We start from the raw sequence: 22,078 nt of genomic DNA on the forward strand, positions 1-22,078 counted from the left end.
TGCATCAAGACAATACCTCTTTCATTAATTGTGTAGGAACTTTAATGATAACAGGTCGTATCGACTTGGTGTTTTTTATTTTGTCTGAGTGCTAACGATAGTGGCTAACTTGATTGTAAAACGCGGGTTTTTCTAATATTATCGAATTTTCCGATTCCAGCTGTCGCCCAATTTTTAAATGATTCTGGTTGGGGGGCATTTTTCAGTCAAGCGTATACCGCAACATTTGGGGTATTATCACTTTGGGCTGTGGTGGGCATGGCTTATGTGTATGTTCGCAATGAAGGGTTTGAACCTTTACCAGCTGGGCTCACCAGTTTATCCGCATTTTTGCTGATCCAACTGATGCAAACAGACAACCCACTCAAAACCGCTATGGCCAGCGGTACTGGCAATTTGTCTGCAAAGGCGGTCACCGAAAATATTGACAAACTGCCACAGGCTTTGCAAACATTGGTCAATAACCCAGTGACTGGAGTGTTCAATATCACCTGGTTAGGCGGTCAAGGTATGGTCGGCGCAATCATTGTCGGTTTGTTGACGGGTTGGGCTTACTCAAGTATGTTGAAAAAAGGCTGGAAGATCACGTTACCAGAACAAGTACCAAGTTCTGTGGCCAAACAGTTTACGGCCATGATCCCAGCTGGGGTGATTTTAGCCGTCGCGATGTTAGTTTATGCCGGCTTTAAGGCTTTCATGAATACCGATCTGCTTCAATATGTTTACACTTTATTGGAAATGCCAATGCAAGGACTGTCCGATTCCCTCTTTGGGGCGATCATTATCGGCTTCGCGGTATCTTTCTTCTGGTTCTTTGGGGTCCATGGTGGCTTGATCGTCGGGACGATCGCTGGGGTCTTCTTGATGCCAAACACTGCTGCTAACGCTGCTTTGTACCATGCCGGCAGATTGAGTTTAGCCAATGGCGCACATATTGTGACCAATGAATTTTATAACAACTTCATCAACTTGACGGGCTCTGGGATCACCATTGGCTTAGTGATCTTCACCCTGGTTGCAGCTAAGTCTACGCAAATGAAAACTTTAGGGAAAATCGAATTGGTGCCAGCAATTTTTAATATCAATGAACCGTTCTTATTCGGCTTGCCGTTGGTCATGAATCCATTCTTGGCGATCCCGTTCTTCTTAACGCCGGTGGTGATCGCATTGACCACATATTTGGTGATCTACTTTGGCATCGTGCCACCGCTTAATGGGGTCGCAGCCCCTTGGACGACACCAGCCATCATTTCCGGATTCTTCATTGGCGGCTGGAAAATGGCGATTTGGCAAGCATGTACCTTGGTGATCTCAACGTTGATCTATTTCCCATTTGCCAAGAAGTATGATCAATTGCTTTTGAAACAAGAAGCGCAAAAAGCCGCAGAATTAGCTCAGGAGGCTAAATAATGGCAGAAAAAATTATCATGTTAGCCTGTTCGGCAGGCATGTCAACGAGTTTGTTGGTGACGAAAATGCAAGCAGCGGCCAGGCAGTTGGGTCGTGATTATCAGATCTTTGCGACCAGTGTATCAGATATCGATAACCAACTGGAAAATACCCATCCAGATGTGTTGATGCTCGGCCCTCAAGTGGCTTACATGCAACGCGACGTCAAAGCTAAAACCGATGCCGCCAAGATCCCGATGACCGTGATCAATATGCAAGATTATGGGATGATGGCAGGCGACAAAGTGTTGGCGGCGGCCGAAGAATTGCTAAAGGAGGGCTGATCAATGGTTGAATTTGAAGACAACGGGCGTCAGTTCGCTTGTGAATTTGAGGCTGATGGGCGCTTGGCGGTAACGGCTGATCATCAGCAAACAGCGCGTGGTTATTTGATCGGTAACTTGGTACGTTTTCCCAAAAGCTTAGCAATCGGCGATGAATTTGTGATGACGTTGGAAATTCCGGAAGCTGTAGTCAAGCAGTTAAAGGCATAATCTTTCGCCGCTTGAGGTATGTCATGCTACAATTAGCTTATATTGAACTTTTGAGAATGTAGGTGGCTAGCATGAAAAAATACCAAGTGATCGCCGACAAAATTCGTGAACGCATTTTGTCTGGGGTGTATCCGCCAAAAACCATGATCCCAGATCAAAAACAATTTGCTGAAGAATTTGATGTGTCAATGATCACCGTCAAAAAGGCGTTGGATGGTTTGGCCCGAGAAGGCTTGATCTACAAAAAATCCGGCTTAGGAACATTCGTGTTAGGCAAGATCCCCTTAGGCGGCGCGTATGACTCGCCAGCCAATGCTTTTGATGGCTTGTCGGCGCAACAAGGGGCAGAACATGTTCAAAGTGTGCCGTTGCGCTTTGAGTTGGCCTTTCCCACTGCAGACGTGGCGCAAAAGCTCGATTGTAAAACTAGCGAGCCAGTGTATGATATTTTGCGGCTTCGCAAGCTTAATGGCAAACCGTTTATTTTGGAACACACATACATGCTGGTGCGCTTGGTCCCGGATTTGACCAAAGAGATTTTGTCGGCATCGATCTACGAGTATATGCACAAAGATTTGAAGCTGGTGTTTGGTGGCGCTTATCGCAAGATCCATGCCAGTGAACCAACGGCTCAAGATCAACAATATTTGAATGCCGGCGAACACACGCCGATGCTGGAAGTCGAGCAAGTGGTATGGTTGGCCAATGGCGAGAATGTGGAATACTCCACCAGTCGCAATGTTTTTGATCAACGCTCTTATACGGTGATCGATGTGAATGATTTTTAAGGAGAAAGTTGCGGCTACGGCGGCAACTTTTTTCATTGTTGTAGGCACAAATCCACGTCAATTAGCTTAAGAAAACGCTATTTGTGGTAAAATGAAGGCGAATACAAAATTTGCGGGAGGTTCTGATATGACGCAATTGATCGCGATCGATATCGGTGGTACCAGTATTAAATTTTCACTATGGGATGGGCATGATCTTGGCCCAGTGCAAAGTCGGCCAACGCCGGATAACTTGGATGATTTTTATGCGGTCCTTAAAGCAGGCGCAAAAGCGGTGCAAGGTGACGCCAACGTTGACGGCGTCGCGATTTCCTCGCCAGGTTCCGTCAACCAAGCCACTGGGGTGATCGAAGGTGCCAGCGCGATCCCGTACATTCACAATTTTGAGATCCAACCGCGCTTGGTCGATTTGTTCGGCTTGCCAGTCACCTTGGAAAATGATGCCAACTGTGCCGCTTTGGCCGAATTGGCTGCAGGGGCTGGGGTCGGCCATCATAGCTTATTGTTCTTGGTGATCGGCACTGGCGTTGGTGGCGCGGTGGTGATCAATGATCGCATTTGGCATGGCGCGCATTTATACGGCGGCGAGTTTGGCTATATGTTGATGCGGCCAGAAGGCACCTTAAGTGAGATCGTGTCGCCAGTGAACTTGGCGCGGCGCTACAATGCCGCCACTGGTGCGGATATTGACGGCAAAACGTTGTTTGATCGCGCCCAAGCGCGCGACCCTGAAGCGATGCGGTTAGTGGCAGACGCTGAAGCCGTTTTGGGCAAAGTGATCTTCAATTTACAATATGCGTTTGACCCAGAGCGGATCTTGATCGGCGGTGCCATCAGTGAAAACGCCAAGTTCTTAGAAGGCGTGCGCGCGGCAGTTGACGCAGTGAAAGCCAAAGTGGGGATCGGCGACATCACCCCAGAAGTCGTCCCTTGCGAGTATCTGGGTGAAGCAAACCTGCGCGGTGCCGTGGTCAATTTCGAACAACAATCTGATTAGTGATGAGATATCTGGTCGCATGCTGACCAGGTATTTTTTTGCCGAGAAGCGAGAAACTTGACAATGCACGCAATGAAGGGCTTACTGTTAATATGTAAGCTCAGAAAGGAAGCAATCAGATGTCAAATACATTTACATTCACGAATGGTCCCACTGTCAACCGTTTAGGCTATGGGACGATGCAACTACCTGGCAAAGGCGTTTGGGGGCCGGCAGCCGATCCTAAAGCAGCCAGTGACGTCATCGTTGCTGCGATCGATGCCGGGGTCAACTTCATTGATACGGCGGATTCTTATGGACCGTTTTATGCCAACTTATATTTGCGCGATGCCTTGCGTCAGCGGCCTCACGCAAAAGTGACCGTCGCCACTAAAGTCGGTTTCACCCGCCAAGGACCAGATCAGTGGGTCCCGCTTGGCGCGCCACAATTTTTGCGCCAAGAAGTGGAAATGAACTTGTTTACCTTAGGCCTTGATCACCTCGACTTGTTGCAACTGCATCGCATCGACCCTAATTACCCACTTGAAGATCAAATCGGGGTATTGGCTGACATGCAAAAAGAAGGCAAGATCAAACAGATCGGCTTGTCGCAAGTGACTGTGGATCAGATCAAAGCCGCGGCCAAAATCGCGCCGATCGTTTCGGTGCAAAATCGCTATAATTTGATCGATCGCGCGGATGAAGCCGTGTTGGATTATGCCACGGCCAATCATTTGGCCTTCATTCCGTGGTTCCCATTAGCCACTGGCCGTTTGTTGAAAGGTGACGTGTTGTCCACCATCGCGCAAGCCCATGATGCCGCACCGGCGCAAATCGCGTTGGCTTGGCTGTTGCAACGCAGCCCAGTGATCTTGCCGATCCCAGGGACGAAAAATGCGGAGCATGCGCGGCAAAACTTGGCGGCTGAAAATATCACGTTGACTGACGCCGAGGTGCAACAACTCAACCAATTAGGAGACTAGCATGGTACCTATTCTCATCGGCTTGGTGATCGGTTTTGGCTTGCCGATCCAAACCAGTCTGAATTCGCGTTTAAAAGAAGCTTTTGGCTCGCCATTTTGGTCGAGCTTGATCAGTTTTGCCATTGGCACAATCGGGTTAGCATTGGTGGTGGTCTTCCAAGGCCAAAGCCTCATGCCGTCAGCGATTGCACTGAGCCAATTACCTTGGTGGATCTGGCTAGGTGGGGTGTTTGGGGTGATCTATTTGACCTCCAACATTTTGCTCTTTCCCAAACTTGGGGCGGTGCAAACGGTGATTTTTCCAGTTCTTGGGCAGATCTTGATGGGCTTGTTGATCGATAACGGTGGCTGGTTTGATACCACGCCAAATCCCTTGACGGCGATGCGCGTGATCGGTGCCTTGTTGGTGATCGCCGGCGTTTTGATCACAGTATGGCTGCCAGCGTATTTTGCGCAGCAACATGACATCGGGGTGCCTGTCACAAAGCCAGACGCAACATTGTGGTTGTGGCGTGGCTGGGGTGTGATCGCCGGCATGTTGTCTGCAAGCCAAACGGCTGTCAACGGACATTTAGGCGTGGCGTTAGGGTCAGCGCAACGGTCAGCTTTTATCAGCTTTGCCATTGGTACGGTGGTGTTATTGGTGATCGTTGCGGGCTTGCATCCGCATATCACTTACGCTGAAACCAAAAGTGAACATCGCTGGTGGATGTGGATCGGTGGCTTGATCGGCGCTTGTTTTGTGCTGGGCAATGCCTATTTGGCGCCGACCATCGGCACTGGCTTAGCTGTCGTGATCGTGTTATTAGGCTTAATGGCTGGGAGCTTGGCGATCGACCAATTCGGCTGGTTTGGCTCTGAGCGCAACCCAGTCACTGGGTTGCAACTGATCGGCTTGGCCGTGATGATCCTTGGCGTGGCCTGCATTCGGCTGTTATGACAAAACTGTTAGTTGACGCTCTTATGATTCATGCGATAATACGCATGAAAGGGTGATGAAAATGGCAAAAGCAACCGAGTCAGTTGCAGCAGCAACAGGCAATAAGTACTATGGCGCCAAGGGGTTTGGGGCCATCGGAGCATTTATTGGCAATTATGTGAATTTCACTGGGCGTTCAACGCGCCGCGAATATTGGTGGTGGATGTTGTGGTATGCACTACTGTCGTTGATCGTCATGATCGCAGTGATCGTGATCACTGTGGGGAGTTTGGTCAACTGGGATAAAATCGATGACCTCAGTCAGCTCAGTGGCAAAAGTGTGATCCCGCCATTGATCTTTCTTGGCGTTTATCTGCTGTTTGTTTTAGCGATCTTATTGCCGAGTTTGAGTTTGACCATTCGGCGCTTCCGTGATGCTGGGGTACCTTGGTGGGTCTATGTGATTTTGCTGGCGATCGAAGGGGCGGCGTCGATCGTTTTTGGTGCCGACTCTAATCAAGCAGTGTTCATCTCCGCTGCCGTTGGGATCACGTGCTTTGTGATCAGCGTGTTACCGTCAAAACCGCTGGCTGAATAACCGGTAATACCGCGAGCATCATGTCGCGGTATTTTTTTGGCATTGATGCAACCTTTTACCGAGCGTGGCGCACTAATAGGTATGGGAGGTGAGGCTTGGTGGATGAGATTCAACGCGCGATCAAAGGCGACCAAAAAGCGCTAGAGCAAATTCTGTTGGCAAATGCCGCCTATCTTGAACGCACGGCCTATTTGTACTTAAGCCGCGACGAGGAAGTTCAAGATGTGTTGAGCGAAACGACATTAGCGGCGATCCGCAGTATCAAAACCCTTAAAGAGCCAAAATATTTTCGCACTTGGTTGACCAAGCTGTTGATCCGGCAGTGTTTTCGACGCTACGCCCAACAGCGCGTTGAGCCGATCTTAGTTGCCGACCTCCCTGACGTACCCGTGGCAGGTGGCGACTTGACTTCAGAGCAAAAGCTGGACTTGTTAGCCGGTTTGCGGCAACTCAATGATGCCAATCGCCAAGTGTTGTTGATGCATTATTATCACGGGCTGACGATTTGGGAAATTGCCCAGGTCACACAACTTTCACCTAATACGATCAAATCGCAATTACTTCGAGGGAAACAGCAACTCAAGCAGTGGTTAGGAGATGATTATTTTGCCAACTGACAAATTTCAACGCTGGGTCGACAACTTGCAACAAGCCCAGCCGATACATCCTGATCAAACGAAGCAAACGATCACCGCCGCTTTTCAGCCTAAAAAGCGCAAGTGGCCTTGGATCGTCAGCACCGTGGCAGTGGCGTTGATCGTGTTTGGTGTCAGTGCTGCGACACTTGAGCCGGTGCAACAAGTGTTAGCCAAGGTGCCGGTGATCGGGTGGTGGTTTCGCTCCACAGAAGCGAAGATCGTGGCCAAAGCCGGGAAATTGCAAGGGGTCAACTTGACGCAAACTGACCATGGCGTGACCATGACCTTAAAATCCGCTTATGTCCAAGGCCATACCATCGCCGTCAGTGGCGTGGTGTCAGGCATTGATCCTGATCACACCACTGCAGGGTCAGGTTTGGAATATCATTTGGCCAAGCCCAATATGCACATCCACATGAATCGCGCCAGTTGGAAAAACAAAAGCGGCGGGACCTATTCTTTCATGGTGTTAGGCGAAGTGGATCACTTGGCTTCTGGCAAACACTTGGCGCTGCCGTTGGTGTTTACTGAAATGCTTGGTACCAAAATGCACCTGCATTTTAATTTGCAACTCACCGCAAGCCAAGCGACCAAAGTGGCGTTAAGCGGTCAGTCGCAAGCAGGCGGGTATCACTTCAAGGTGTTATCAGCCAAAAACTACGACGGCGGCACCGGCTTATTGAAGCTACAAGTGACGTTGCCTAAGCAGATGACACAATATCGGGTGAATATTGGAAACTTGCGGGTCAATGGTAGCGATCAAAATTATTTACTCGGCCGCGCCAACGACAAAACGCAGATCGGCTTGACTCAAACTTTGACCTACCGCACCAAAGCTTTTCCCAAGCATATTGCTAAACTCTCGTTCACCCCAGTACTCACTGATGTCGCTCAACCAAAACAGTATCGGCTGTCCGCATTGCCAGCTGAATTGCCGATCGCCGATCGCCCAGTTGTGTATCGCTTCCAGCCTGCCACTTTGACCGATCAGCAATTGACGTTCAACTTTTCGTTAACAGGGATCAAGGCCTCAGATCGTGATCTGCAAGATCATCTGTTACATTATGGTATGTGGCTGCGCCTAGTAGATGACCACGCCGAAAAACAACTCGCAAATGACTATAACGCCAAAGGCATTGGCGTGAATATGATCGCGCCGCTGGTGTTTTGGTCACAAGGGCAACACCGCTTTATGGCCAAAGTTGATTTAACCGCCACCCCATTTAAAAACCACGCTTTAGATGAATTGGCATTGGTGGTGCCGATCGCCTTTGAAAAATCTCAAACATTGCCAAAGGTCACCCTAGCCAACCGATAAACTTTCAGTCGCTGATCAGTTCAGCGACTTTTTTACTTACCCGTGGCGACTGATCGGCGCTATACTGAAAGGACGAGACAGGAGGTCATCAACAGTAACTAAAAATGTAGCACAATGTGTCAATTTGTAGCATTTCGTCGACCTGCAGTAATCAAGTGGAAGGCAGAATGACGAAGTACTACAAGATGACAAACTCGTGAAAAATTGCTGACTGATGCATGGTGACAGGGTGGCGGTTTTCATCTTGTCTTGACAATGCAATTTCATCTTCATTTGCTATGCTGTTCATAAGCGAAATGGAGGTGAAAATATGTTGAGAACACACAAGATCCGCTGCTACCCAAATGCGACGATGCGCCGAGCATTAGCTCAAGCCTGCGATTACCGACGCTATTGTTACAACCAAGCGCTTGCGACTTGGAACGAAATGTATGATGCTTCATTGGTATTGGCAGATAAGACGGCACGGCCAAATGAACGCAAGGTGCGAGATGAGTTAGTTGCCAACAAAGCGGATTGGCAATATGGCCGTTCGGCGCGGATCTTGCAATTGGCAGTACACGATTTAGCTCAAGCGTGGGCGAATTTCTTCAACCCGGAAATGCCAGACCATTGTAAGCCTCGCTTCAAGTCGAAAAAGCGTAACCGTAAAGCCTTCAAAACAGACAGAGCAACCATCGTGAATGGTAAATTGCGGCTGGATAAACCCAGTGGCTATCGTGATCGATGGTATGACATTCGTTTGGCTGAAACGCCACGCTGGCCAGGCTATGTCAAGCTGGCTTCAATCGTCAAAGAAGCAGATGGCTATTACGCTTGCCTTAGCATCGAGATTGCAGAGCCTGATCCGTTGCCTGAAAACCAGCGGATTTGTGGTATTGATGCCAATATCGGTAAATTCGTTTTTAACGATGGCAAAGCAATGTCGGCCATTCGCGTATTGACTGAGCAACTTATTAGTTTGTATAACCGTGTATCGCTGTACCAGAGGCGGCTTTCCCGAAAGCGTCACGCTAATCCAAATCACTATCACTCAAATAATTACCGCATAACGAAAATCAAGTTACAGCGGACCTACCAGAAAGTGACTCGGATTCAAAATGACCTTTTGCAAAAGTTTACGACGCTGTTGGTGAAAACTAACGGTACGATTGCGATTGAAGACTTGGATGTCAAGCACATGAAGATGAACAAGCGACTAGCGAAGAAGTTACATCGCTCGTTGTTCGGTCGCTTCAAGGTACTGATGAAAGATAAGTCACAATTATATGGACGTCAATTGGTAATAGTCGATCGTTTCTTTCCGAGCACACAGCGATGTAGTCGCTGCGCCTTGGTGAAGATAGGCGATGATAAACTGACGCTGGCGGGTAATACGCTTCACGGGACGAAACATCACGAGTTTCATTGTTACGGGTGCGGCGCTCAACTTGAGCGCGACGAAAACGCCGTACAAAATTTGATTCAATATGCTCAGGGGCAGGCTATGTCCTAAAGGTTCAAGAGCCAGTCAATGTTGCGAGGTGTATACCGATGTAAGAATACTGGTGTTAACGGGACCAAATGAAATCATGAATGTACAACTAAGAAAGGAAATATATGATCCTTTGCTAGTGTCATTAGACATTCTTCCACATTTTATATAGCAGTGGTGGCAATGTGTACAAGTTTTACTTATGAAGATGCAGACAAAAATTGGTATTTATCTCGAACGATGGATTTTGAAGCGCAACTAGGTGGGCGACCAGTCGTGATCCCCAGACACTATCACTTTGATTCAACGGTGACGCCTGATGGCTTTGCAGGCGACTACGGGTTTGCTGGCACTGGCCGCGATCTAGGCGGCTATTTTGTCGTCGATGGCGTCAATGAAGCCGGGTTAGGGGCTGCCACCTTGTACTTGGAAGAATCCCATTATTCCGATGAATCGCTAGCGGGTGACACGAATTTGGCCAGTCCTGAAGTGGTGCCGTATTTATTGGGACATTTTGCCACTGTTGCAGAACTGAAAGCAGCGGTTGCCACCTTAAACGTGGTGGCTTCGCCAAATCCCTTCATGAAAATCGTGGTGCCGTTGCATTGGGTCGTGGCAGATAAAACCGGCGCCATGATCGTGTTGGAGCAAACTGGCAAGGGGCTAGAATATTTCGACGATCCGGCTGGCGTGATGACGAATTCGCCGCAATTTCCATGGCATTTGCTGAATTTGAATCAATATCCGCATTTGCAAGCCACCATCCAACCACAAAGCCAGTTTGGTGATCTCGCGGCCAAAGGCTTTGGCGCCGGCACTGGCGCAGTTGGCTTGCCAGGCGATTACACGTCACCGTCACGCTTTGTGCGCATGGCGTACTTGCGCCAAAATGCCGAGAAAATCTCTGGTGAAGCCAATGTGGTCAACACCTTGAGCCATCTCAGTGCCAGTGTCAATATTCCTAAAGGCGAAAAGCTCATGGCCAATGGTGGCAGTGACTATACCCAATACCGCGGCTACATGTGCTTGACTAGTGGGCATTATTATTTTCAGCCTTATCAAGATCAAACGATCTACCAAATCAGGTTGACCCAAGCCTTGCTGAATGACCAGGTGGCGCATGAATATCCAGTGGCGCAAGCTCAGCAGATCCAAGTTTTGAACTAGTTTTAAACTGCCGGAATCATTGGCTTTTTCTGACTTGCAAAAAGAAAGTCCCATGGCGTTGCAACACTTTTATCACTATGTTAGGCTAGACCAGTCCAATCACTATGCAGGCGCGGTCTGTTTTGGTATGATTGACTTATCAAGAAGGGGTTGAAGACAATGTTTGACAACGTTGAAACCACGGGTCCGGTTACCTGCAGTTTTTGTGGGAAATCCCAAGATCAAGTGAAGAAGATCGTTGCTGGCCCTGGCGTATATATTTGTAACGAATGCATTGAGTTATGTAAACAGATTATCGATGAAGAGTTCAAAGAAGATGCCTACCAGAATCTATTAGAAGTACCAAAGCCAATTGAGATCTTAAAGATCTTAAATGACTATGTGATCGGCCAAGATAACGCCAAGCGCGCCTTGGCCGTGGCAGTGTATAACCACTACAAGCGCGTCAACCAAATGGAAGTCGCTGACAAAGACGATACGGAATTGCAAAAGTCCAACATCGCCTTGATCGGCCCAACTGGTTCCGGGAAGACTTTCTTGGCTCAGTCTTTGGCGCGCATTTTGAATGTGCCATTTGCCATTGCCGATGCCACCACGTTGACTGAAGCCGGTTATGTCGGCGAAGACGTGGAAAACATTTTACTGAAGTTACTGCAAGCAGCTGATTATGATGTTGAACGCGCGCAAAAAGGCATCATCTATATCGATGAAATCGATAAGATCGCCAAGAAATCTGAGAATGTTTCGATCACCCGTGATGTTTCTGGCGAAGGCGTCCAACAAGCCTTGCTGAAGATCTTGGAAGGCACCATTGCCAATGTGCCACCGCAGGGCGGACGTAAGCATCCCCAACAAGAATTCATCCAAATCGACACCACGAACATTTTGTTCATTGTCGGCGGCGCTTTTGACGGGATCGAAACCATCGTCAAAAACCGCATGGGCGATAAAACCATTGGCTTTGGCGCTTCGGCACCAGAAGCTGGTTATGACCCAGACAAGTCGGTGATGCAACAAATCGTGCCAGAAGATTTGATGAAGTTTGGGATCATTCCAGAATTCATCGGTCGTATCCCGATCATTGCGGCACTTGAAAAGCTGACTGAAGATGATTTGGTCCATATTTTAACGGAACCAAAGAATGCTTTGGTCAAGCAATATCAAAAGCTGCTCAGTTTGGATCATACCGAATTGGAATTCACCAACCCAGCCTTGCATGCGATCGCGCATAAAGCCATCGTGCGCGATACCGGGGCGCGTGGGTTGCGTTCGATCATTGAAGCGGTCATGCAAGACTTGATGTTTGATCTGCCAAGTCGTCCAGAAGTGACCAAGGCCATTGTGACCAAGGCCGCTGTTGAAGGCAAAGGCAAACCAGAATTGGTGGTCAATGATTCTCGCGAAGCATCGTAAGTGAAAAGGAGTTGAGGCGAAACCTCAGCTCTTTTTTATGTGGATCAAGTTCGCCAAAGGCAAATCGTTGTGGATTTGTAATAGGGGTCTTGAGAATTTCGTGATACACTATTTGAGTTAGATAAGGAGGGATCCGATAAGATGAAGATCCACAACGTTGACTTGACCATTTCTGCGGTCAGTGCCAAGCAGTACCCAGATACCGGTTTTCCGGAGATCGCTTTTGTTGGGCGTAGTAATGTCGGCAAGTCCAGTTTGATCAACCGTTTGATCGATCGCAAAGCCATGGCGCGGACTTCCAGTGTGCCAGGCAAGACGCAAACGCTGAATTTTTATATTCTTGAAGACATGTTGTATTTCGTCGACGTGCCAGGTTATGGGTTTGCTAAAGTGTCCAAAGCCGATCGCGTCAAGTTTGCGGCGATGATCGAAGAGTATCTCACTTCGCGCAAGCAACTACGCGGTGCCGTATTGTTAGTCGATGCCCGGCATCAACCTAGCGATGACGATGTGTCGATGTATCAGTACTTAAAATATTTCCACATCAAAACGCTGGTGGTCGGGACCAAAGTCGATAAAACCAGCCGCGCCAAGCGCAATCAAGTGATCCGCAACATCAAACAAACCCTTGATTTGAACCAAACCGATGACTTGATCTTGTTTTCTGCTGAAACTGGTGAAGGCAAGCCGCAAGTGTGGCAATGGTTGGAGCAAACTGCAGGGATCACGGAGGCAGACTAGTGGAGTTAAACGATTATCAAAAAGAAGCCAACAAGACGCTTGCTGGCAACGAACATGTGTTGACCAATTTGGCGTTAGGCTTGGCCTCTGATTCTGGTTTGGTGGTCAGCCAAATCAAGAAGTACACCTTTCAAGGCGCCGATTTGGATCATGATGCCTTAGAAAAGAAAATGGGCGATGTGCTGTGGTATCTGTCACAAATCGCCTTATGGGCCAATATCGATTTAGATGATGTGGCCAAAACTAACTTAGAGACTTTGGCCAAAATGTACCCACAACGTCATTGATCACAAATGATTCATCCAGCAGATCGCCGATTTCGGTGATCTGTTTTTTTGTGGCACCAAAAAACCGCTTGGCGTGATGCCAAACGGTCCGTGCGATCATTTGCTGGTTTTAGGTTCTGTGTCGCCTTTGGCAGCGGCTTGATCAGCTTTTTTCTTGGGGTCATCAGTGATCGGGACGCTGGTTTGTTTGTCGCGTTCTTTAGGCATGGTGGCAAACTTGTCGAACATTTCATTGAGATCATTTTGGGCGTTGATATGCAGTGCCATGTTGACACCTCCTGTTTTTAGTCAGTATAGCACGCAAGCGCGTCAGTGGCAAAAACGCTGAACCTGTGGTACGCTGGCGAAAACTGATGGAGGGATCAACATGACGATTTCAATTCGAGAAGCCAAAACCAGTGATATTGAGGCGTTGTTGCCTTTGATCGACGGTTATTACGCTAGCAGTCCGGTGCCCCATGTGCCTGATCACGTGTTGCTTAAACGCCATCTGACGGCTTTGATCGCACCGCACAATCATATCGGTGGGTTACTTGTCGCCTTGCAAGATGACGCGGTAGTCGGGTTTGCTTTTTTATATTATCGCTTTGACAAGCGCAACTTAACGCCAGTCGTGGATCTTAATGACTTGTATGTCGAGGCGTCAGCGCGGCGCTTAGGGATCGCACGGCAATTGATGCAAGCGACCTTTGCTTGGGCGAATGCGCAAGGCGCAACCAGCGTGACTTGGATGACCCGCACCAGCAATACAGCGGCTCAGCACTTGTATGATCAAGTCGGCCAACGCGAAACTGGCTGGTTGCATTACCACCACAACTTGTAAGCCGAACATTGCTTAAAAGGAGAACGTTTACATGACGGATAGTGCTAGTCCACTGCAGTCATCCACGGTATAATAGACCCATTACATTAGCGGAGGACGAAAATGGGCGCGATCCGGATCAAGAATATGCAATTTCATACGTACAATGGGGTGTTTGCCGAAGAACAAAAACTCGGCCAGCGCCTGCAAGTGGATATCGAGCTGCGCTTGCCGATCGAGTCGCAAGTGTTACATGATGATCTCAACGAAACTATCGATTATGGGGCCGTGTATCAAAGCATCAATGACTTTGTGACGACCCATGATTATCAACTGATCGAAATGTTGGCCAATCAGCTGTTGAAGCATTTGACTGCGCAATTTGACGTTTCTGGCATCACCTTGACCATTCGCAAAGGCGCGGTGCCGATCGCCGGTATTTTTGATGCGGTAGAAATCGAGGTTTCAACCAATGACTGAAGCGTATATCGGCTTAGGCGCAAATCTCGGCGATCGGTTACATCATTTGCACCAAGCTGTCAGCTTGCTGGCACAAACGCCGCAGATCCAAGTCGTTCGCCAATCGTTGGTGTATGAGACCCAACCGGTGGGCGATGTCCCTCAAGGCGATTATTTAAATCAAGTCGTGGTGGTTGACACGCAATTATCGCCGCAAGCGTTACTGCAGCGCATGCATGATATCGAATCAGCGCTCCATCGCCAACGCATCGTGCGTTGGGGACCGCGCAGCGTCGATTTGGACTTATTGCTTTATGGTGAGGTGCACTTGGACGCACCGGAATTGACTTTGCCGCACCCGCAATTGGCCAACCGGCGCTTTGTGTTGGTGCCGCTTCTAGAAGTGATCAGCGCCGATCGGGCCGCTTGGATCGCTGAATTATTGATGCACACGCTCGACCATAATTGGGTGCGCCCATATTCTCAAGAGAAAGAAGAACTTTGATGGATCAACAACGAATTGAAAATGCGGTACGTGAATTGTTAGCCGCTGTTGGAGAAGACACCAGTCGCCCTGGCTTGCTAGAAACGCCGCAACGCGTCGCACGCATGTACCAAGAAGTTTTTGGCTCATTGGATCGACCAGCAGAATTTAAAGATTATAAAGTCTTTGAAACCACTGAAGACCCTGGGTTGGTGATGGTGCAACAGATCCCGTTTTACTCAATGTGTGAACATCACCTGTTGCCGTTTTTTGGCCATGTGACCATCGGCTATATGCCCAGCCACAAGCGCATCATCGGTTTAAGCAAACTTGGGCGCTTGGTGGATTTTGTCGCGCGGCGGCCAAGTGTTCAAGAAGTGTTGACCACCAGCATTGCCGATCAGCTCCAACAGGTGCTTGATCCCAAAGGCATTGCAGTTTCTGTGGTGGCTCGGCACATGTGTATGGAAATGCGCGGGATCAATCGCGGGGACTTGTTCACGTATACGTCACGTTATACCGGCGTGTTTAAAACGGACTTAGCCTTGCGCCAAGAATTCCAACAGGAGGCCAGAAACCACAATGCCGATTGCTGATTATCAAACCTTGCGAGGACAAATGGATCACCGCATGCTGGCAGGTGATCCTAGTCGCGTGGTCGCGTTGGCAACCGTGTTGCACCAACTTAGCGATATTGACCAACAGTTTCACGTGATCCATATCGCAGGCACCAATGGCAAAGGCTCCACCGGCGCATTCTTGGCCCAAGCGCTGCGCAATGCTGGGCATGTCGTTGGACACTTCGCTTCGCCAGCGATCCATGATGAACGCGATCAAACGATGATCGGCTCCCGTAGTATTTCAGCAGATCAATATTGTGCCGGCATGCGGCAGATCATGGCTCAAGCCCACCTTGACGCGGCGGCGTTCACGGATTTTGAATGGGATGTGTTGGTGACGCTTTGGTGGTTTGCCGACCAGCATTGTGATTGGGTGGTATTAGAAGCGGGACTAGGTGGCGCCACTGATGCCACTAACGCCATTTCCGCACCAGACTTGGCGGTATTTACCCATATCGCCTTAGATCACACGGCGATTTTAGGCGATACCATTGAAAAAATCGCTGAAAATAAAGCCCAGATCATCAAACCTGGCACCCAAGTGGTGATCGCCTCACACCAAACGCCTCAAGCTTTGGCCGTGATCAAACAAACCGCAAAAGCCCATCATGCTGCAGGTTGCCTTGATGCCAGTGACGTGGTGTTGACGCCTAGGTACACGACTTGGCGTGGGACTACTGCCCAGTTAGCTGATGGGCAAACCGTGACGGTTCGCATGCTAGGCGGCTTTCAATTGGCCAATGCCCAAACGGCGATCGCTGCGGGTCGTTGGCTAGTTGCCAGCCACGTGTTGTCTGACTTGGCCCCAGTGTATCAAGCGCTGGCTCAAGTGCAATTGCCTGGGCGAATGCAAGTGATCCAACATGACCCGACAGTGGTGGTTGACGCTGGGCATAATCCGGATGCTTTTGCTCAAGTGTTGGCCCAAATTCGCCAGTTGTTACCACAAAATGGGCGGTTATTGTTAGTGGCAGGGTTTTTGAAAGATAAAGCCGTCGACCAATTGGCGCAAGCGGCGCAAACTGCCGATGAAATTTGGGTCACGACCCCAGATCATCCCACCCGCGCGCTGGCTGGGGCAAAGTTGCAAACCTTGATCCCAAATTCGACTTTGGTGGCCAATGTTCAAGCAGGACGAGATGCCGCAGTGGCAAAAGCAAAGCCTTTGGATGTGGTGTTGGTGGCAGGTTCATTTTATTTAATTGGAGGACTATTGCCTTGACGAAATTTTTAGTGGCGACGCATAACGCCGGTAAATTTGCCGAAATCGCCCAATTGTTAGCAGGCTACGGCCACACGGCACAACAACTGACGGACGTCTTGCCTCCAGAAGGCGATGCTGATTTGTTGACTAACGCCACTGCCAAAGCCCAAGCGGCGCATGCGAGCCATCCTGATGATTATGTGTTAGGGGATGATTCTGGGTTGTTTGTCAGCGGCCATCCTGAGTTATTTGGGGTGCATACCGCCAGACAATTACCGCGACATGCCACCAATGCGGCTTTATTGGCCAAAGTGCCGGCGCAGACAGCGGTGATCTTGCGCTCAGTATTGGTATTGATCAGCCCCAGCAACCGGGTGCAAAGTGCCACTGGCCAATTGGCTGCTACATTAGCGGCTAGCGCTTTAGGGCAAGATGGCACTGGCTTTGATCAAGTGTTGATCCCAAATGGCGAAGCGATGACGTTGGCGCAAATGCCAGTCGCGATTCGCACGGCTTATTTGCCAAGGCAACGGGCCATGGCACAACTATTTGCTTGACCCCAATTATCCAGGAGGCTTTCATGAAAATTTCTGAATTTGAGATCACCAACGGCGGCAGTTTAGCGCAACGAAATCTTTACGCGACGGCGCAGCGTCAGCGCATGGTCGGGTTGACGTTTGAGGCGACACCAGAGACACAACCGGCGCTACAAACGCTTTTGAGGCATTTCGATGTGGTGGCGACCAACCACCAAGCGTTAGTGCCGATCACGGCGTTGACACCGATGACACAAGCGTTTGAACGATTAGGCGACCATCAAGCCGTCGACGACTTAAATGCGATCCATGATGCCCATCGGGTCTATTGGCAAGCAGGGCGTTTTCGTTTTGATGTGACCACCAAGCCGTTGATCTATGGCATTTTGAATGTCTCCCCAGATTCGTTTTATGATGGCGGGCGCTTTGTGGCTTTTGACGATATGCGCCAACAAGTCACCAAAATGGTGACCGAAGGCGTCGATGTGATCGAAGTCGGTGGGCAAACCACTCGCCCTGGTTTTACGCCGATCGATGCGGCAGTGGAGTGGCAGCGTGTGGGGCCGGTGATCGACTTTTTAACGGCGAATTTCCCGCAAGTCCCACTGGCCATCGATACGTATAAATATCCGGTGATGCAACAAGCAGTTGCCGCTGGCGTGGACATCATCAACGACGTCAACGCGTTTGTTGATGACCCACAGAAGCTGGCGTTATTAGCGCATACCAACACCGGCTTGTTGACGATGCATAGTAATCGCGATATCGAATATAGCGACCTCACAGCTGAAATGCTGGCGTTTTTCACCGAGAACTTAACGGCGTTACAAGCAGCTGGTATCGACCGTGAGCGCATCGCGCTGGATCAAGGGATCGGCTATGCCAAAGTGGCGGATGGCCAACAAGACTACACCATGATGCGCAATATCGCGCTGTTGAATCAATTCAAGCGGCCGCTGATGGTGGCGATCTCGCGCAAAGGTTTTGGCGCCCAGTTATTCAATTTGGCCAAAGATGACCGCTTGGCCGTGACGTTGATCGCAGAATCGGCTATGTTTTTACGCGGTGGCAATATTTTGCGGGTCCATGATATTCCGGAAACCGTGCAACTACGCAAAATGTTGCAAGTGATCGAGTCCGCTTATTGGTTGCCAAAAGCCTGATTGTGCCAACAAAAATTCCGAAAAGTTATTCTTTTCGGAATTTTTTTTGTGTTTTGACGTTTTTGCCACGTGAAATTAGGTGATTTGACACCCTGTGGTTATAATAAGGTATCTGAGTGGAAATGAGGCGAGTTGATGAGACGCGACTTAAATACTGCAGTGATGCAGAACCTAGCAATTTTCCGTGAGGAGCCCGAATATTCAGCACTGAACACCCTCTATTCAGTGCCAGTGATCGATATGACCTTGTCGGCATTTGTGTTGGTGGTGGCGTCTGCCACTGATCAGCCGCCGACTGCTTGGACGGATATCGAGTTGATCTTGGCGGCGTTGGTGATCCAATTACCGCTAAATGGTCAAAAAAATACAACATATATGATCGATAGTGCCTATCTGAGATGGCTATTGCCGACCCGCGTGGACCTTGAAGCGGGGTTGAAAGCCGTCGCTCAAGATCAGCAATTGCGCTTGCCGCATTTAGGCTTGCTGATCCCAAAACTTAAATTCGATCAGTTGAGCCCTTGGCACCAAGCGCGTTTGCAAATGAGTCGCGACGCTTTTGCCCAGTTGCGCCAAGCGTTGACGATCACTGGCTTTGATGCTGTGTTTAGCCACCGCGTCGATGAGGCATTGGTGGTCAATATGTATCTGGAAGGTCGGCAAGTGGTGCAACGCTTCAGCCCAGACGTTCTGCAACATGTGTTATTAGGCGACATGATCTTTGAGGCGCACTTTTTTGCTGAAGAATACCCAGCGTTGTTGAATTATCTCAGTGACTTATTTGACCAGCTGCCGATCGCCCAAGCCCAAGAACTTAAAGCCGTGATCCTTAAAGTACGGCCTTATGTCGTGGCGGCTGTGCGTGATGACAAATGGTTCTCGCCGCAAAAGCGCCGCTGGATCGCGCATCGCGATCGGATGATTCAGCCACTGCACTTATTGACGCTGCGCGAAGTCGCCGAACGTCGCGGCATCGTCGTCACGGGCACGGCCAAACGCTGGCGCTTGGCGTTAGGCTCAGTTGAAGACCAAGACCATTTGCCAGCGTTAGCGCAAGTGCTTTGGCATGCCAATAATGCGGGTCGCGCGCGCAAGATCTTGTTGCCGGTGGTGCAAAACCTGCCGCCAGAGCAACTGCCTGGGCGCATCAATGTGCCGACCGCCATTGCCGCAGCGGCGCTGTTAGGCGATTTAATGTATGCCAACCACTTACAAACTTTGCCGCATTGGCAACCCCAGGCGCTAGAAGACGTGTTGTTGACGATCATGCAGCCGCTTCACGCCCACACCAAAGCCGATTTTTGCGAATTTGTGCGAATGGTGTTGTTACAAATGCAAGCGCATTGGGCACCAGCGCAAGCTCACGCGTTATTAGACGTCGTCGCCAAGCTGACGCCTGCGCCATAAACAAAAACGCCTTGAAACCTGACAGATATGTGAGGTTTCAAGGCGTTTAATTGATTTAAGGCCTAGCGTGGTGGAAGCCGTAAGCGAAGTAAACCACCATGCCAAAAGCAAACCAGATCAAGCTCATGATCCAAGTTTCTGCGCTGAGTTGGCTCATCAACAACAAGCAAAATAAAAAGCTGATGATCGGCACCACTGGATAACCTGGTACTTTAAAGCCGGCGTTTTCGATGCGCTCATGTTTGCGCAAAGGAATGATCCCGATCGAAACAAAGGCAAAGGCGATCAGCGTGCCGATATTGACCAAGTTGACCAATTGCGTCAAAGGCACCAAACCACCCATGATCGCGATGATCACCGTCACGGTCCATAAGGCGTTTAACGGTAGCTGATGCGTGACTTTGCCAAACCAGCGTGGCAACAAACGGTCACGCCCGATGGCATAAACCAAGCGGCTGGAGGAATAGATCATCGTCACCATCATAGTGAACATCCCAGCTAATGCGCCTAACGCAATGATGCCGGAAAGTTTCGGTTGATGGATCACATTCAGCGCAAATGATACGGGATCGGCCACATCCAAACGCGTGTATTTGACGATCCCAGTCAATACGATCGCCACTAACACATAAAGGATCGTTGCGACGATCAACGTGCCAATGATCCCACGCGGCAAAGTTTTTTGCGGCTTTTTCACTTCCGGGGCAGAGGCAGATACCGCGTCAAAGCCTAAATAAGCAAAAAACACCGTAGATGCGCCAGCTAATATGCCTTTAGTGCCGAATGGCAAGTAAGGGTGCCAGTTGGCTGGCTTGATATAAAACGCGCCGACTAAAATGAATAAAATGATGATCCCAAGTTTGACCAACACCATCGCGCGATTAACGGCCATCGAGGTTTGCATGCCGCGTGATAACATCAGCGCAATGGCCAATACGACGATCACTGCGATCAAATTGACATAAGTACCATGCGCCGGATCAAACGCACCAGTAATGGCTTTGGGGATGTGTAACCCAAACCCGCCGATGAAACTTTGAAAATAAGCGGCAAAGCTAGTTGATACTGCCGCCACCGCTAACATATATTCCAAGATCAACGCCCAGCCAATGATCCAGCCAAAAATTTGGCCAAACACGATATTACCATAAGCATAAGCGGAACCGGCGACTGGTAAAGCCGAAGCAAATTCGGCGTAACACATCGCCGCCAGCGAACACACCACGGCGGCTAGGATAAAGGCTAAGGTGATCGCCGGGCCAGCAGTGGTGGCAGCCACAGTGCCAGGTAAAATAAAGATCCCAGTGCCGATCACGGCACCGATGCCTAAAGCGATCAAGTCGCGCGTGGTCAAGGTGCGCGCCAATTGGTGGTCGGCGTTTAAGGTTTGTTCAAGATCTGGTTTTGCCACCAGGCGCTGCCAAAAACTCATGAGAAAAAAGACTCCTTTTTATTTCAGCTTACCTGAGGCTTTTTCAGCGAGGTATTTGCTTTTATCTGGCACATATTTAAAGTTGGGATCAATTTCGCGGTCCAATTGATCAAAAGCCGCTTGCATTTGATCGCCGATCTTAGTGGTCACTTCATCTGTGAGCTTACCAGCAGGCACATTGATCGCTTCGCCAAAGCGCACGGTGACGCGTTGGCGTTTCAATAACCCAGAGAATTTCACTGGGCCTTGATACACCGCCGGCACGATCGGCACTTTGGCGAGTTTGGCGATCAACATCGCCCCGCCTTTAAGTTCAGTCGAATACCGCGTCCCGCTTGGGAAAATGATCACGCCTAAGTCTTGTTTTTTTAGCATTTTGACTGGGGTTTTGATCACAGAAGGTCCAGGATGTGCGCGATCGACGCCAAAAGCATTGGCGTGCACTAAGATCCAACGCAAAATCGGGTTATGGAACAATTCTTGTTTGGCCATAAAGCCGAATTTGCGCGGTGATGCCGCCACGGCAAAATAGATCGGGTCCCACCAAGTGCGATGCGGGCCGACCAACACATAAGGGCCGTCAGGTAAAACGTCTTTGTTTTCGTAATGCGCGTTGCCGTTGATCACCAATAAAATGAATCGCGCGACTTCGCGAATAAATGAATAGAACATTTGCGTGCTCCCTTCCAAGGCAGATAGCCGAAAACATTATACCATGAAGCAATT

25 protein-coding genes and 1 pseudogene are annotated in these 22,078 nt (G+C 49.4%); 23 read left to right on the plus strand and 3 right to left on the minus strand.

Annotation, left to right across the window (positions count from 1 at the left end; all coding sequences use genetic code 11):
* Positions 1–126: 126 nt before the first annotated feature.
* The 15 genes and pseudogenes from ACKTSG_RS07900 to ACKTSG_RS07970 all read left to right on the plus strand — a co-directional run.
* Positions 127–1,410, plus strand: a pseudogene (locus ACKTSG_RS07900) (PTS sugar transporter subunit IIC); the annotation flags it as partial.
* Complete coding sequence (locus ACKTSG_RS07905) at positions 1,410–1,733, plus strand: PTS sugar transporter subunit IIB (RefSeq protein WP_407893619.1); 324 nt, start codon at positions 1,410–1,412, stop codon at positions 1,731–1,733. The pseudogene ACKTSG_RS07900 and the gene ACKTSG_RS07905, both read left to right, overlap by 1 nt.
* A 3-nt stretch (positions 1,734–1,736) precedes the next feature.
* Positions 1,737–1,943 (plus strand): hypothetical protein, encoded by a 207-nt coding sequence (locus tag ACKTSG_RS07910; RefSeq protein WP_407893621.1) that lies wholly within the window; start codon positions 1,737–1,739, stop codon positions 1,941–1,943.
* A 62-nt stretch (positions 1,944–2,005) separates the two neighbouring features.
* The gene (locus ACKTSG_RS07915; RefSeq protein ID WP_407893623.1) at positions 2,006–2,731 is read left to right on the plus strand and encodes a GntR family transcriptional regulator; all 726 of its coding nucleotides are present in this window, start codon (positions 2,006–2,008) and stop codon (positions 2,729–2,731) included.
* 127 nt (positions 2,732–2,858) lie between these two features.
* Positions 2,859–3,728, plus strand: a complete 870-nt coding sequence (locus ACKTSG_RS07920) for an ROK family protein (protein WP_407893625.1) — start codon at positions 2,859–2,861, stop codon at positions 3,726–3,728.
* Between the two features lie 119 nt (positions 3,729–3,847).
* On the plus strand, positions 3,848–4,690 hold the full coding sequence (locus ACKTSG_RS07925) for an aldo/keto reductase (RefSeq protein WP_407893627.1): 843 nt from the start codon (positions 3,848–3,850) through the stop codon (positions 4,688–4,690).
* Between the two features lies 1 nt (position 4,691).
* Positions 4,692–5,630: a DMT family transporter gene (locus tag ACKTSG_RS07930; RefSeq protein WP_407893629.1), complete on the plus strand. Its 939-nt coding sequence runs from the start codon at positions 4,692–4,694 to the stop codon at positions 5,628–5,630.
* 61 nt (positions 5,631–5,691) lie between these two features.
* Entirely contained in the window at positions 5,692–6,207 is a 516-nt protein-coding gene (locus ACKTSG_RS07935) for a DUF805 domain-containing protein (RefSeq protein ID WP_407893631.1), read from the plus strand.
* Between the two features lie 98 nt (positions 6,208–6,305).
* Complete coding sequence (locus tag ACKTSG_RS07940; protein WP_407893633.1) at positions 6,306–6,824, plus strand: sigma-70 family RNA polymerase sigma factor; 519 nt, start codon at positions 6,306–6,308, stop codon at positions 6,822–6,824.
* Positions 6,814–8,163: a DUF4179 domain-containing protein gene (locus ACKTSG_RS07945; RefSeq protein ID WP_407893635.1), complete on the plus strand. Its 1,350-nt coding sequence runs from the start codon at positions 6,814–6,816 to the stop codon at positions 8,161–8,163. Before ACKTSG_RS07940 ends, ACKTSG_RS07945 begins: the two co-directional genes overlap by 11 nt.
* A gap of 310 nt (positions 8,164–8,473) precedes the next feature.
* The gene (locus ACKTSG_RS07950) at positions 8,474–9,658 is read left to right on the plus strand and encodes an RNA-guided endonuclease InsQ/TnpB family protein (RefSeq protein WP_407893637.1); all 1,185 of its coding nucleotides are present in this window, start codon (positions 8,474–8,476) and stop codon (positions 9,656–9,658) included.
* A gap of 162 nt (positions 9,659–9,820) precedes the next feature.
* Entirely contained in the window at positions 9,821–10,804 is a 984-nt protein-coding gene (locus ACKTSG_RS07955; RefSeq protein ID WP_407893638.1) for a choloylglycine hydrolase family protein, read from the plus strand.
* Between the two features lie 159 nt (positions 10,805–10,963).
* Positions 10,964–12,217 (plus strand): ATP-dependent Clp protease ATP-binding subunit ClpX, encoded by a 1,254-nt coding sequence (clpX, locus tag ACKTSG_RS07960; RefSeq protein ID WP_407893640.1) that lies wholly within the window; start codon positions 10,964–10,966, stop codon positions 12,215–12,217.
* 141 nt (positions 12,218–12,358) lie between these two features.
* Positions 12,359–12,958 (plus strand): ribosome biogenesis GTP-binding protein YihA/YsxC, encoded by a 600-nt coding sequence (gene yihA, locus ACKTSG_RS07965; protein ID WP_407893642.1) that lies wholly within the window; start codon positions 12,359–12,361, stop codon positions 12,956–12,958.
* Entirely contained in the window at positions 12,958–13,245 is a 288-nt protein-coding gene (locus ACKTSG_RS07970; RefSeq protein ID WP_407893643.1) for a nucleoside triphosphate pyrophosphohydrolase family protein, read from the plus strand. The genes yihA and ACKTSG_RS07970 overlap by 1 nt, the downstream gene beginning before the upstream one ends.
* 96 nt (positions 13,246–13,341) lie before the next feature.
* Here ACKTSG_RS07970 and ACKTSG_RS07975 read toward each other — a convergent pair whose 3' ends face one another.
* Complete coding sequence (locus ACKTSG_RS07975; protein WP_407893645.1) at positions 13,342–13,512, minus strand: SPJ_0845 family protein; 171 nt, start codon at positions 13,510–13,512, stop codon at positions 13,342–13,344.
* A 100-nt stretch (positions 13,513–13,612) separates the two neighbouring features.
* On the opposite strand from ACKTSG_RS07975, the gene ACKTSG_RS07980 reads away from it, so the two are divergent.
* The 8 genes from ACKTSG_RS07980 to ACKTSG_RS08015 all read left to right on the plus strand — a co-directional run bounded on the left by ACKTSG_RS07980 (position 13,613) and on the right by ACKTSG_RS08015 (position 19,920).
* Entirely contained in the window at positions 13,613–14,068 is a 456-nt protein-coding gene (locus ACKTSG_RS07980) for a GNAT family N-acetyltransferase (protein ID WP_407893647.1), read from the plus strand.
* 102 nt (positions 14,069–14,170) lie between these two features.
* Positions 14,171–14,527, plus strand: coding sequence for a dihydroneopterin aldolase (gene folB / locus ACKTSG_RS07985; protein ID WP_407893649.1), 357 nt, complete (start codon positions 14,171–14,173; stop codon positions 14,525–14,527).
* Entirely contained in the window at positions 14,520–15,011 is a 492-nt protein-coding gene (gene folK / locus ACKTSG_RS07990) for a 2-amino-4-hydroxy-6-hydroxymethyldihydropteridine diphosphokinase (protein ID WP_407893651.1), read from the plus strand. Before folB ends, folK begins: the two co-directional genes overlap by 8 nt.
* Entirely contained in the window at positions 15,011–15,586 is a 576-nt protein-coding gene (gene folE / locus ACKTSG_RS07995) for a GTP cyclohydrolase I FolE (protein ID WP_407893653.1), read from the plus strand. Before folK ends, folE begins: the two co-directional genes overlap by 1 nt.
* Positions 15,573–16,832 (plus strand): bifunctional folylpolyglutamate synthase/dihydrofolate synthase, encoded by a 1,260-nt coding sequence (locus ACKTSG_RS08000; protein WP_407893655.1) that lies wholly within the window; start codon positions 15,573–15,575, stop codon positions 16,830–16,832. Before folE ends, ACKTSG_RS08000 begins: the two co-directional genes overlap by 14 nt.
* Entirely contained in the window at positions 16,829–17,371 is a 543-nt protein-coding gene (locus tag ACKTSG_RS08005; protein WP_407893657.1) for a non-canonical purine NTP pyrophosphatase, read from the plus strand. The genes ACKTSG_RS08000 and ACKTSG_RS08005 overlap by 4 nt, the downstream gene beginning before the upstream one ends.
* A 23-nt stretch (positions 17,372–17,394) precedes the next feature.
* Positions 17,395–18,513, plus strand: coding sequence for a dihydropteroate synthase (folP, locus tag ACKTSG_RS08010; protein ID WP_407893659.1), 1,119 nt, complete (start codon positions 17,395–17,397; stop codon positions 18,511–18,513).
* A 135-nt stretch (positions 18,514–18,648) separates the two neighbouring features.
* The gene (locus tag ACKTSG_RS08015; protein ID WP_407893661.1) at positions 18,649–19,920 is read left to right on the plus strand and encodes a hypothetical protein; all 1,272 of its coding nucleotides are present in this window, start codon (positions 18,649–18,651) and stop codon (positions 19,918–19,920) included.
* Positions 19,921–19,975: 55 nt separating this feature from the next.
* Here the strand turns inward: ACKTSG_RS08015 and ACKTSG_RS08020 are convergent, their stop codons facing one another.
* Complete coding sequence (locus ACKTSG_RS08020) at positions 19,976–21,352, minus strand: APC family permease (protein ID WP_407893663.1); 1,377 nt, start codon at positions 21,350–21,352, stop codon at positions 19,976–19,978.
* Between the two features lie 18 nt (positions 21,353–21,370).
* Positions 21,371–22,024 (minus strand): lysophospholipid acyltransferase family protein, encoded by a 654-nt coding sequence (locus tag ACKTSG_RS08025; RefSeq protein WP_407893665.1) that lies wholly within the window; start codon positions 22,022–22,024, stop codon positions 21,371–21,373.
* Between the last annotated feature and the right edge of the window lie 54 nt (positions 22,025–22,078).

Source organism: Lacticaseibacillus salsurae (assembly GCF_045862175.1).
GTDB lineage: Bacteria > Bacillota > Bacilli > Lactobacillales > Lactobacillaceae > Lacticaseibacillus > Lacticaseibacillus salsurae.

Excerpts from the sequence above, each read along its gene's own strand:
- ACKTSG_RS08000 (WP_407893655.1), top strand. The coding sequence starts at position 15,573 with ATGCCGATTGCTGATTATCAAACCTTGCGAGGACAAATGGATCACCGC.
- ACKTSG_RS07930 (WP_407893629.1), top strand. The coding sequence starts at position 4,692 with ATGGTACCTATTCTCATCGGCTTGGTGATCGGTTTTGGCTTGCCGATC.
- ACKTSG_RS07955 (WP_407893638.1), top strand. The coding sequence starts at position 9,821 with ATGTGTACAAGTTTTACTTATGAAGATGCAGACAAAAATTGGTATTTA.
- folE (WP_407893653.1), top strand. The coding sequence starts at position 15,011 with ATGGATCAACAACGAATTGAAAATGCGGTACGTGAATTGTTAGCCGCT.
- ACKTSG_RS07910 (WP_407893621.1), top strand. The coding sequence starts at position 1,737 with ATGGTTGAATTTGAAGACAACGGGCGTCAGTTCGCTTGTGAATTTGAG.
- ACKTSG_RS07905 (WP_407893619.1), top strand. The coding sequence starts at position 1,410 with ATGGCAGAAAAAATTATCATGTTAGCCTGTTCGGCAGGCATGTCAACG.
- ACKTSG_RS08015 (WP_407893661.1), top strand. The coding sequence starts at position 18,649 with ATGAGACGCGACTTAAATACTGCAGTGATGCAGAACCTAGCAATTTTC.
- ACKTSG_RS08020 (WP_407893663.1), bottom strand. The coding sequence starts at position 21,352 with ATGAGTTTTTGGCAGCGCCTGGTGGCAAAACCAGATCTTGAACAAACC.
- ACKTSG_RS07920 (WP_407893625.1), top strand. The coding sequence starts at position 2,859 with ATGACGCAATTGATCGCGATCGATATCGGTGGTACCAGTATTAAATTT.
- clpX (WP_407893640.1), top strand. The coding sequence starts at position 10,964 with ATGTTTGACAACGTTGAAACCACGGGTCCGGTTACCTGCAGTTTTTGT.
- folP (WP_407893659.1), top strand. The coding sequence starts at position 17,395 with ATGAAAATTTCTGAATTTGAGATCACCAACGGCGGCAGTTTAGCGCAA.
- folB (WP_407893649.1), top strand. The coding sequence starts at position 14,171 with ATGGGCGCGATCCGGATCAAGAATATGCAATTTCATACGTACAATGGG.
- ACKTSG_RS07950 (WP_407893637.1), top strand. The coding sequence starts at position 8,474 with ATGTTGAGAACACACAAGATCCGCTGCTACCCAAATGCGACGATGCGC.
- ACKTSG_RS08025 (WP_407893665.1), bottom strand. The coding sequence starts at position 22,024 with ATGTTCTATTCATTTATTCGCGAAGTCGCGCGATTCATTTTATTGGTG.
- yihA (WP_407893642.1), top strand. The coding sequence starts at position 12,359 with ATGAAGATCCACAACGTTGACTTGACCATTTCTGCGGTCAGTGCCAAG.
- ACKTSG_RS07980 (WP_407893647.1), top strand. The coding sequence starts at position 13,613 with ATGACGATTTCAATTCGAGAAGCCAAAACCAGTGATATTGAGGCGTTG.
- ACKTSG_RS07925 (WP_407893627.1), top strand. The coding sequence starts at position 3,848 with ATGTCAAATACATTTACATTCACGAATGGTCCCACTGTCAACCGTTTA.
- ACKTSG_RS07935 (WP_407893631.1), top strand. The coding sequence starts at position 5,692 with ATGGCAAAAGCAACCGAGTCAGTTGCAGCAGCAACAGGCAATAAGTAC.
- ACKTSG_RS07975 (WP_407893645.1), bottom strand. The coding sequence starts at position 13,512 with ATGGCACTGCATATCAACGCCCAAAATGATCTCAATGAAATGTTCGAC.
- folK (WP_407893651.1), top strand. The coding sequence starts at position 14,520 with ATGACTGAAGCGTATATCGGCTTAGGCGCAAATCTCGGCGATCGGTTA.